The sequence below is a fragment of the Streptomyces sp. NPDC042371 genome (genome assembly GCF_056437465.1).
In genome coordinates this window covers 152705-163007 of record NZ_JBWKAP010000014.1, presented here as the reverse complement: position 1 = coordinate 163007, position 10303 = coordinate 152705, and the positions used below count along the sequence as shown (strand labels likewise).

Annotated in this window: 10 protein-coding genes and 1 rRNA gene; all 11 read left to right on the top strand. The window is 68.5% G+C overall.

The window, feature by feature from the left end:
• A 5S ribosomal RNA gene (gene rrf / locus AC068B_RS34190) occupies positions 1-94 on the top strand; the annotation flags it as partial.
• 156 nt (positions 95-250) lie between these two features.
• Positions 251-859 (top strand): cardiolipin synthase ClsA, encoded by a 609-nt coding sequence (gene clsA, locus AC068B_RS34185; protein WP_468561988.1) that lies wholly within the window; start codon positions 251-253, stop codon positions 857-859.
• Between the two features lie 117 nt (positions 860-976).
• The gene (locus AC068B_RS34180; RefSeq protein ID WP_478675407.1) at positions 977-3472 is read left to right on the top strand and encodes a sugar phosphate nucleotidyltransferase; all 2496 of its coding nucleotides are present in this window, start codon (positions 977-979) and stop codon (positions 3470-3472) included.
• An 88-nt stretch (positions 3473-3560) separates the two neighbouring features.
• Positions 3561-4460, top strand: a complete 900-nt coding sequence (locus AC068B_RS34175; RefSeq protein WP_478675406.1) for a DUF881 domain-containing protein — start codon at positions 3561-3563, stop codon at positions 4458-4460.
• The gene (locus AC068B_RS34170; RefSeq protein WP_003988855.1) at positions 4457-4789 is read left to right on the top strand and encodes a small basic family protein; all 333 of its coding nucleotides are present in this window, start codon (positions 4457-4459) and stop codon (positions 4787-4789) included. The genes AC068B_RS34175 and AC068B_RS34170 overlap by 4 nt, the downstream gene beginning before the upstream one ends.
• 5 nt (positions 4790-4794) lie before the next feature.
• Positions 4795-5649, top strand: a complete 855-nt coding sequence (locus AC068B_RS34165; RefSeq protein ID WP_478675405.1) for a DUF881 domain-containing protein — start codon at positions 4795-4797, stop codon at positions 5647-5649.
• A gap of 82 nt (positions 5650-5731) precedes the next feature.
• Positions 5732-6700 (top strand): FHA domain-containing protein, encoded by a 969-nt coding sequence (locus AC068B_RS34160; RefSeq protein WP_478675416.1) that lies wholly within the window; start codon positions 5732-5734, stop codon positions 6698-6700.
• A gap of 46 nt (positions 6701-6746) precedes the next feature.
• The gene (gene ftsR, locus AC068B_RS34155) at positions 6747-7490 is read left to right on the top strand and encodes a transcriptional regulator FtsR (protein WP_356265968.1); all 744 of its coding nucleotides are present in this window, start codon (positions 6747-6749) and stop codon (positions 7488-7490) included.
• Between the two features lie 74 nt (positions 7491-7564).
• Positions 7565-8038, top strand: a complete 474-nt coding sequence (locus tag AC068B_RS34150) for a bifunctional nuclease family protein (protein WP_030794342.1) — start codon at positions 7565-7567, stop codon at positions 8036-8038.
• Between the two features lie 169 nt (positions 8039-8207).
• A complete protein-coding gene (locus AC068B_RS34145) occupies positions 8208-8825 on the top strand; it encodes a MerR family transcriptional regulator (RefSeq protein ID WP_478675404.1) in 618 nt (205 codons plus the stop codon).
• A gap of 37 nt (positions 8826-8862) precedes the next feature.
• Positions 8863-10299, top strand: coding sequence for a DNA polymerase IV (locus AC068B_RS34140; protein WP_478675403.1), 1437 nt, complete (start codon positions 8863-8865; stop codon positions 10297-10299).
• Positions 10300-10303: the final 4 nt, after the last annotated feature.

Below are 10303 nucleotides of genomic sequence, written 5' to 3'. Positions count from 1 at the left end.
AACGCCCGGTTACATTCCGAACCCGGAAGCTAAGCCTCACAGCGCCGATGGTACTGCAGGGGGGACCCTGTGGGAGAGTAGGACGCCGCCGAACTTCTTTTATAGCCGCGGTCCCTGGATTCAAATCCAGGGACCGCGGCTTTTTTGTTTTCTGTGCCGAGGAGCTCGGCCACCCCTCTGCACCCCTGGCCCACAACTGAGGGTAAGGTCAGGGGGCATCATTGGCTCTTTCCCCACAGGAGGCCCCCGGGTGGAGGTCCAGGAGACGCGTGTCCAGACGGACCGGGTCCTCACCATCCCGAACATCCTCAGCATGGCGCGCCTCGCCGGTGTGCCCCTCTTCCTGTGGCTGATCCTCAGGCCCGAGTTCGGAGGGCCCAACAGCGACGGATGGGCGCTGCTGGTCTTGATGCTGAGCGGAATCAGTGACTACCTCGACGGCAAGCTCGCTCGCCGCTGGAACCAGATCAGCAACCTGGGCCGACTGCTCGACCCCGCGGCCGACCGGCTTTATATCCTTTCGACCCTGGTCGGTCTGACATGGCGGGAGATTCTCCCGCTCTGGCTGACCGCGGCTCTGCTGCTGCGCGAGCTGGTTCTGCTGGTGATGGTCGGGATCCTCAGACGGCACGGCTATCCGCCGCCGCAGGTGAACTTCCTGGGCAAGGCCGCCACCTTCAACCTGATGTACGCCTTTCCACTACTGCTCCTCAGCGACGGAAGTGGCTGGCTCGCCACACTTGCCGCGATTTTCGGATGGGCGTTCGCAGGATGGGGTACAAGTCTGTACTGGTGGGCAGGGATCCTCTACGTGGTTCAGGTCCGCCGACTTGTCAAGGTGGACAAGCCAGCCGATTGAGCTCGCCATATGGCGGCTGCAGAGGCTCGAAGGCTCGCGTCTGACATAGGTGGAGTGAGCCCATCCCGGTGAGCTGTGTCGGCTGGATCGTCGTCTAAAGAGGAGGACGTTTCCGACATGAAGGCCGTCGTGATGGCCGGCGGTGAGGGCACACGCCTTCGCCCGATGACCTCGAGCATGCCCAAGCCGCTCCTCCCTGTGGCCAATAGGCCGATCATGGAGCATGTGCTGCGCCTGCTGAAGAGGCATGGGCTCACCGAGACCGTAGTGACAGTGCAGTTCTTGGCCTCTCTGGTCAAGAATTACTTCGGCGACGGCGAAGAGCTTGGAATGGAGCTCACGTATGCCAACGAGGAGAAACCGCTCGGGACCGCCGGAAGTGTGAAGAACGCCGAGGAAGCGCTGAAGGACGATGCCTTCCTGGTGATCTCCGGCGACGCTCTCACCGATTTCGATCTCGGCGAGCTGATCTCCTTCCACAAGGAAAAGGGCGCGCTCGTCACCGTGTGCCTGACGCGCGTACCCAATCCGCTGGAATTCGGCATCACCATCGTCGACGAAGAAGGCAAGGTCGAGCGCTTCCTCGAGAAGCCGACCTGGGGGCAGGTCTTCTCCGACACGGTGAACACGGGCATCTACGTGATGGAGCCCGAGGTGTTCGACTACGTCGAGGCCGATGTGCCGGTCGACTGGTCCGGTGATGTCTTCCCGCAGCTCATGAAGGAGGGCAAGCCGGTCTACGGCTATGTCGCCGAGGGCTATTGGGAGGACGTCGGCACGCACGAGAGCTACGTCAAGGCGCAGGCCGACGTACTCGAGGGCAAGGTCGACGTCGAGCTGGACGGCTTCGAGATCTCGCCCGGGGTGTGGGTGGCCGAAGGGGCCGAGGTGCACCCCGACGCCGTCCTGCGCGGGCCGCTCTACGTCGGTGACTACGCCAAGATCGAGGCGGACGTCGAGATCCGCGAGCACACCGTCGTCGGCTCGAACGTCGTGGTGAAGAGCGGCGCGTTCCTGCACAAGGCCGTCGTGCACGACAACGTGTACATCGGGCAGCACAGCAATCTGCGGGGATGCGTCGTCGGCAAGAACACCGACATCATGCGTGCCGCCCGTATCGAGGACGGTGCGGTCATCGGTGACGAGTGCCTGGTCGGTGAGGAATCGATCGTCCAGGGCAACGTCAGGGTGTATCCGTTCAAGACGATCGAGGCCGGTGCGTTCGTCAACACCTCGGTCATCTGGGAGTCCCGTGGCCAGGCGCATCTGTTCGGGGCGCGTGGAGTGTCCGGAATCCTGAACGTGGAGATTACGCCCGAGCTCGCCGTACGCCTTGCGGGGGCGTATGCGACGACCCTGAAGAAGGGGTCCACCGTCACCACGGCGCGTGACCACTCGCGTGGTGCGCGGGCGCTGAAGCGTGCGGTGATCTCGGCGCTGCAGGCCAGCGCCATCGACGTACGGGATCTGGAGAACGTGCCGTTGCCGGTCGCGCGGCAGCAGACGGCCCGGGGCAGTGCCGGCGGCATCATGATCCGGACGACGACAGGTGTACCGGACTCCGTCGACATCATGTTCTTCGACGGGAACGGAGCGGACCTCTCACAGGGCAGCCAGCGCAAGCTCGACCGGGTCTACGCGCGCCAGGAGTACCGGCGGGCCTTCCCTGGCGAGATCGGTGATCTGCACTTCCCGTCCAGTGTCTTCGACTCCTACACGGGATCGCTGCTGCGGAACGTGGACACCAGCGGTGTCGCCGAGTCGGGGCTCAAGGTCGTCGTCGACGCGTCCAACGGAAGCGCCGGTCTCGTACTGCCGAGCCTTCTCGGAAAGCTCGGCGTGGACGCGCTGACCATCAACCCGGGGCTCGACGAGTCGCGGCCCACGGAGACCGCGGACGCCCGCAGGGCCGGGCTCGTGCGACTCGGGGAGATCGTGGCGTCCGCGCGGGCCGCCTTCGGGGTGCGGTTCGACCCCGTCGGTGAGCGGCTGTCGCTCGTGGATGAGAAGGGCCGGATCGTCGAGGACGACCGGGCCCTGCTGGTCATGCTCGACCTGGTGGCCGCCGAGCGGCGCAGCGGGCGGGTGGCGCTGCCGGTGACCACGACGCGCATCGCCGAGCAGGTCGCCGCGTACCACGGGACCCAGGTGGACTGGACGACCACGTCGCCCGACGATCTGACGAGGGCGGGACGAGGGGACTCGACCATCTACGGCGGTGACGGGCGGGGCGGGTTCATCGTGCCCGAGTTCAGCGGCGTCTTCGACGGAACTGCCGCATTTGTACGGCTCATCGGGTTGGTCGCGCGGACACAGCTCACGTTGAGCCAGATCGACGCGCGCATTCCGCGGGCCCATGTGCAGAAGCGGGATCTGGCGACGCCGTGGGCGGTCAAGGGGCTCGTGATGCGGCGGGTGGTCGAGGCCGCGGGCGAGCGGTCCGTGGACACCACGGACGGGGTGCGGGTCGTGGAGGCCGACGGGCGCTGGGTGCTCGTGCTGCCCGACCCGGCCGAGGCCGTCACGCATCTGTGGGCCGAGGGGCCCGATGACGCGTCCGCCCAGGCGCTGCTCGACGAGTGGGCCACGGTGGTGGACAGCGCAGGTCGCTGACCTTTCCGGGCGCCGGGCAGCACCCGCAACAGGTGCTGCCCGGCGCGCCGGTGGGGCCATTCGGAGGTAGCGCCCGCGACGTGCGACGATGTGCGGCATGCCGCAGCAGCCCCCCGTTCGGAGCACCCCCTCGCGCCCCCGGCGCCCGGACGCCTCCATGTCGCTGCTCACCACCGTCATGGACCACAGTCTGGACGAGGGATACGCGGAGGCGGCGGCTCGGAAGAAGGCGAAAGGGGACGGTGGCGTCCCTCGCCCGCTGCGGGCCAAACTCGGGCTCGCGGCCGGTCTCGTGCTGGCCGCGCTGGTGGTCACCGTGGGTGCGGCGCAGGCGCGCATAGAGGCACCGGTGGTGGCCAAGGAGCGCGAGGAGCTCATCGACCGTGTCGAAGAGGCGACGGCGGCCGCCGACGCGCTCGAGGACGACGTGGACGAACTCCGCGACGACGTGGGTGAGCGGCAGGAGGCCGCACTGAAGAAGCACGGCGGCAGCCAGGGCGAGTTGGTAGGACTCCTCTCCGGTGCCACGGAAGTCGACGGGCCCGGCGTGAAGCTCGTCGTGGACGACAAGAAGCAGGCCGATCAGGGTGGCGGCGGCCCGCGTGAGAGCTCCGGGTTCTCCGACACGGGGCGGGTACGTGACCGGGACATGCAGCGTGTCGTCAACGGCCTGTGGCAGTCGGGCGCCGAAGCGATTTCCATCAACGACCAGCGTCTCACCGCGCTGTCGGCGATCAGGGCCGCGGGTGACGCGATACTGGTCGACAACCGACCGCTCGTGCCGCCGTATACGGTGCTCGCGGTGGGAGACGGGAAACGCTTGAGCACCCGGTTCCAGAACAGCCGCGACGGTCAGTACCTGCATGCTCTGCAGGAGAACTTCGGCATCCGGACCAGCATCTCCGTGTCGGACGAGCTCCGGCTGCCGGCAGCGCCGAGCGTGACCGTACGAACAGCAGAGCCGAAAGCAGGAAAGGGCACATCGTGATCGCCGTACTGGGCCTCGTCGTGGGAGTCGTGGCCGGATTGTTGGTTCGGCCCGAGGTTCCGGCGGTGGTCGAGCCGTACCTTCCGATCGCCGTGGTCGCGGCTCTCGACGCCGTGTTCGGAGGGCTGCGGGCGATGCTCGATGGCATCTTCGACGACAAGGTGTTCGTGGTGTCCTTCCTGTCGAACGTGGTGGTGGCCGCACTCATCGTGTTCCTGGGCGACAAGCTGGGCGTCGGCGCCCAGCTCTCCACCGGTGTGGTGGTCGTGCTCGGCATCCGGATCTTCTCCAATGCCGCGGCGATCCGTCGCCACGTCTTCAGGGCGTGACGCAGATGAGTACCGACGAGAGCCCCGACTACAACCGGCGCAAGGAACTACCCGCCGAGGTCCCCAGCGCGCCCGGCACGCCCGGGCCGGAGACGCCCGTGGGGCCCGCGGGCACGCAGCCCGAGGGGAAGCCGCAGCTCACCGGCCGTCAGCGGCTGGCGCAGGGCCTGTGGCCCCCGCGTGTGACCCGGCCTCAACTCATCGTCGCCCTGCTCCTGTTCGTGCTCGGCCTCGGCCTGGCCATCCAGGTGCGGTCCAACAGCGACAGCAGCGCGCTGCGCGGCGCGAGGCAAGAAGATCTCGTACGCATCCTCGATGAACTGGATGACCGAACTGAGCGTCTGGAACAAGAGAAGCGTCGCCTCGAGGAGCAGCGGACCGGGCTGGAGAACAGCTCGGACCAGGCCGAGGAGGCCCGCAAGCAGACGGTCGAGCGGGAGCGGCAACTCGGCATCCTGGCAGGCACGGTGGCGGCCCAGGGGCCCGGCATCACGCTGACCATCGAGGACAGGAAAGGGGCGATCGAGGCGGACATGCTGCTCGACGCCATTCAGGAGCTGCGCGCCGCCGGTGCGGAGGCCATCCAGATCAACGACGTGCGCGTCGTCGCCGACACGTATCTGTCGGACGCCGAAGGCGGTGGCGTCCGGGTGGACGGCCGCAAGGTCGGTGAGCCGTACCTCTTCAAGGTGATCGGCAAGCCGCAGGATCTGGAACCTGCGCTGAACATCCCGGGAGGCGTGGTGCAGACTCTGGAGAAGGAGCAGGCCACGGTCACCGTGGAACGCTCGGAGAAGATCGTTGTGGACGCCTTGCGACCTGCGAAGCGGCCTGACTACGCTCGGTCGTCCTCCCAGTGAGGGGCGGACGCTTGAGCGGCGTCGGGCGGGGGCATGAGGTTGCGGGGGGTCGGCGCACCGGAAGCACGGTGCGTGGTGGAAACTGTTTGGTGGCCACGGACGTTGTGAGAATGTCTGGCTCACCGATGAATGCCGGTGTGTGCAATCAGGGTTCGTCCTGCCCCACGGGCGGGTCTGTTTCGGTCAAGGGGAATCGCCCGTGAAGTTGTTTGCGAAGTTGTTCGGCAAGAGTGCACGTGAGGACAGCGGTAATCCGGCCACTGCCCGGCACCGTGCCCAGCGCTCCGGAGATGCCGAGGAGCAGGGCGCCGGGCGCCCGATGTTCCGGGATCAGGTCGCTGGTCCAGGTGGTGACAATTCGGGCGGACAGGGCGCGTCATCTGTTGACCCTGCCGGTCCCGGCCGCATAGGTTTCGGAGAACCTTCAACCTCAAGTACGGGTGGAGGGTTCGCCCCCGGCCCGTACGGATCGAATGCCCCCGCGGGGCAGTCACGGCAGGAGGACCAGTCCATGGCCCTGGTGTGTACGAGGTGCGGGAACCGCAACGCCGAGGCGAGCCGGTTCTGCTCCAACTGCGGTGCGCCGCTGCGGGCCGGAGCCGCCCCGGAGCGTGCGTCCGAGACGACCTCGACGATCTCCATCTCGGGCCTGGAGGCCTACGACGCCGAGGTGACGGGGCAGAACCCGTCTCCCGCGCTCTCTCCGGAGGCGCAGGCGGCCGTGGACGCGCTGCCGCTCGGTTCCGCGCTCCTCGTGGTGCGCCGCGGTCCGAACTCGGGCAGTCGTTTCCTGCTCGACGGCGAGCTGACCACGGCGGGGCGTCACCCGCAGAGCGACATCTTCCTGGATGACGTGACGGTGTCGCGTCGCCACGTGGAGTTCCGTCGGATCCAGGACGGTTCCTTCACCGTCGCGGACGTGGGCAGCCTCAACGGCACGTACGTCAACCGGGAGCGGATCGACTCGGTCTCGCTTTCGAATGGCGACGAGGTGCAGATCGGCAAGTACCGACTGGTCTTCTACGCGAGCCAGCGGGCCGTCGGCCTCTGACCCTCCCCCCGGCGCCGTCTGGGGGGACAACCCCCAGGGAAGGTCCATGCTTCAAACACCGAGGGGCGGTGCCGGTAGCGGCACCGCCGCCGCGGACCGTCGGCTGATGAGCATCGGTACCGTGCTGAACGAACTGCGTGACGAATTTCCCGAGGTCACGATCTCGAAGATTCGATTCCTCGAGGCCGAGGGGCTCATCGAGCCGCAGCGCACGCCTTCCGGCTACCGGAAGTTCAGCCCGGAGGATGTCGAGCGGCTCGGTCACGTCCTGAGGATGCAGCGGGACCACTACCTGCCGCTCAAGGTCATCCGTGAGCACCTGGACGCGCTGGAGCGCGGCGAGAGGCCTCCTCTGCCGTCCCTGGGGCGCCAGCGGGACGCCGGTGACGCCGGGGCCCAGGATGACGCCGAGGGGCCGACGGCGGCCCGTGTGGGCCGTGACGAGCTGCTGGCAGCCGCGGAGATCGACGAGGTGCAGCTCCACGAGTGGGAGACGTACGGCCTCGTCGCACCGTTGCCGGACGGCGGGTACGACGCGGAGGCCGTCACGGTCGCCTCGCTCGTGGTCGAGCTCGGCCGGTTCGGTATCGAGCCACGGCACTTGCGGGTCATGAAGGCCGCCGCGGAGCGCGAGGCCGGGCTCGTCGACCAGGTGGTCGCCCCGCTGCGGCGGCATCGCAATCCGCAGACCAGGGCGCATGCCGAGGCCCGTACCAAAGAGCTTGCGGGTCTCACGGGCAGGCTGCACTCGGCGCTCGTGCAGACCGCGCTCGGCGTCAGATTGCCCTGACTCGACCGCTCCCGGCCGTTACTCGGCGGGTGCCCGACTACCCAAACCTGCCAGCCACGTCCTAGGGTTGCTGTGTGAACGAGCTCGACGTCGTAGGTGTCCGGGTCGAAATGCCCTCCAACCAGCCGATCGTGCTCCTGCGTGAAGTGGGAGGCGACCGGTACCTCCCCATCTGGATCGGACCAGGTGAGGCGACCGCCATTGCCTTTGCGCAGCAGGGCATGGCCCCCGCACGACCGCTGACCCATGACCTTTTCAAGGACGTGCTGGAAGCGGTCGGCCAGGAGCTCTCCGAAGTGCGCATCACTGACCTGCGAGAAGGCGTCTTCTACGCGGAGCTGGTCTTCGCCAGCGGTGTCGAGGTGAGTGCGCGGCCGTCCGACGCCATAGCGCTGGCGCTGCGCACCGGGACGCCGATCTACGGAAGCGACGGCGTCCTGGACGACGCCGGTATCGCGATCCCGGACGAGCAGGAGGACGAGGTGGAGAAGTTCCGCGAGTTCCTCGACCAGATCTCGCCCGAGGACTTCGGCACCAACAGCCAGTGAGCCGCTTCCGGCGGCCCGTATCCGGCCATTCGACTAGCCTTTCCCCGCGGTGAGGCACGGAAAACCACTCTCAGGGTGATTATCACTCGGCGTGCCGAGTGTGGCGATCGTTGACGAGCCCCTGGCGACTGCCTACCGTCGAGAAGGCAGGTCAAGGAGGGAGGTCGGCGTGAGAAGCAGCGGCGACGGTACGGCGATGGGCGGTCCGTACCCGATCCACGGCGGTGCGGCCGATCACTCTCCGAACCGACCGATGGCGGTCCAGGGGAGCGGGGACGCTACGTCCGAGGATTCCGAGCAGGTCGGCTACCGCGGTCCCACCGCGTGCGCGGCCGCGGGCATCACTTACCGGCAGCTCGACTACTGGGCCCGTACGGGCCTGGTGGAGCCCAGTGTGCGGGCCACGGGCGGCTCCGGGACACAGCGCCTCTACAGCTTCCGCGACGTGGTCGTCCTCAAGATCGTGAAGCGCTTCCTCGACACCGGGGTGTCGCTGCAGAACATCCGCACCACCGTCCAGCACCTGCGGGAGCGCGGGTTCCGTGACCTCGAGCGGATGACGCTGATGAGCGACGGGGCGACGGTCTACGAGTGCACGACGTCCAGCGAGGTCCACGACCTGCTCCAGGGCGGGCAGGGGGTCTTCGGGATCGCCGTGGGCGTCGTCTGGCGCGACGTCGAGGCCGCACTGTCCCAGCTGCACGGCGAGCGCATCGACACCGGGGAGACGCTCGTCGGGCACAATCCGGCCGATGAGCTGGCCAGAAGGCGCAACAGGGCCGTCTGAAGCCGCGTTGTCAGTGGCGTAGGGCAGCATCTGAGGTGTGAGAAGCGCGCCGACGATTCTGCATCTGGACATGGATGCCTTCTACGCGTCCGCGGAGCAGGCCGCGAAGCCGAGCCTGCGCGGAAAAGCCGTGGTGGTGGGCGGGCTGGGGCCCCGTGGTGTGGTGGCCACCGCTTCCTATGAGGCGCGGCGCTTCGGTGTGCACTCGGCGATGCCCATGGGGCAGGCGCGCAGGCTGGCGCCCAATGCCGCCTATCTCGTGCCGCGCTTCGGGCTGTACCGCGAGGTCAGCGAGCAGGTGATGGGGCTCCTTCGGGAGTTGTCGCCGCTGGTGGAGCCGCTCAGCCTGGACGAGGCCTTCGTGGACCTGGAGGCGGGGGGCGTCGCAGATGACGCGGAGTCGGCCAGGGCCGTGGGGGAGCGGCTGCGGGCGGACATCAGAGAGGTGACGGGGCTCTGTGGGTCGGTGGGGCTCGCCGTGTCCAAGATGCTGGCGAAGATCGCCTCCGAGGAGGCCAAGCCCGACGGGCTCAAGCTCATAGCGCCGGGGACGGAGCGGGCGCTCCTGGGCCCGATGCCGGTGCGGACGCTGCCCGGCGTGGGGCCTGCCACGGGCGACCATCTGCGGCGGGCCGGGATCCTCACGGTCGCCGAGATCGCCGAGGCCGGTGAGGACGAGCTCGTACGGCTCCTGGGGAAGGCGCACGGCGGCTCTCTGTACGCGATGGCGCTCGCGCACGACGAGCGGCCTGTGGTGGCCGAGCGGGAGTCGAAGTCGGTCAGCGTCGAGGACACGTACGACGTGGACATCCACGACCGGGTGCGGGTCAGGGCGGAGGTCGCGCGGCTCGCCGAGCGGTGTGTGCAGCGGCTGCGGGCGGCGGGGCACTCGGGGCGGACCATCGTGCTCAAGGTGCGCAGGTTCGACTTCTCCACGCTGACGCGCTCCGAGACGCTCCGTGGGCCCACGGACGACCCCGGGGTGGTGCGGGAGGCCGCGGCGCGGCTGCTGGAGGCCGTGGACACCACGGGCGGGGTCCGGCTCCTGGGAGTGGGCGTCACGGGCCTCGCGGACTACACGCAGGAGGACCTCTTCGCGCAGGCGCAGGCGCAGGCGCAGGCTCAGGCGGCGGTGGAGGCCGAGGCGCAGGCCGGGGCGGAGGGGGCGTCTCCGGGCGAGGGCGACGAGGCCGTGTCCGGGGAGGCGGGGCGGCCGGAGGAGCCGGAGAAGGGGGGTGCTGAAGAGCCGGTGGCGCCGGTGGAGAGACGGTGGTCGGCCGGGCACGACGTGCGGCATGCCGAGTACGGGCACGGGTGGGTGCAGGGGAGCGGCCTGGGCCGGGTGACGGTGCGCTTCGAGACGCCGCTTTCGGCGCCGGGGCGGGTGCGGACGTTCCGTACGGACGACCCGGAGCTGGTGCCTGCGGAGCCGCTGCCGCTGGTGGCCGCGCCCCCGGCCCCCGCTGCCGGATGAGGTC

Bases quoted from the DNA above. Each gene is read 5' to 3' on its own strand.
- AC068B_RS34180 (WP_478675407.1), top strand. From the start codon at position 977: ATGAAGGCCGTCGTGATGGCCGGCGGTGAGGGCACACGCCTTCGCCCG.
- AC068B_RS34175 (WP_478675406.1), top strand. From the start codon at position 3,561: ATGTGCGGCATGCCGCAGCAGCCCCCCGTTCGGAGCACCCCCTCGCGC.
- AC068B_RS34165 (WP_478675405.1), top strand. From the start codon at position 4,795: ATGAGTACCGACGAGAGCCCCGACTACAACCGGCGCAAGGAACTACCC.
- ftsR (WP_356265968.1), top strand. From the start codon at position 6,747: ATGCTTCAAACACCGAGGGGCGGTGCCGGTAGCGGCACCGCCGCCGCG.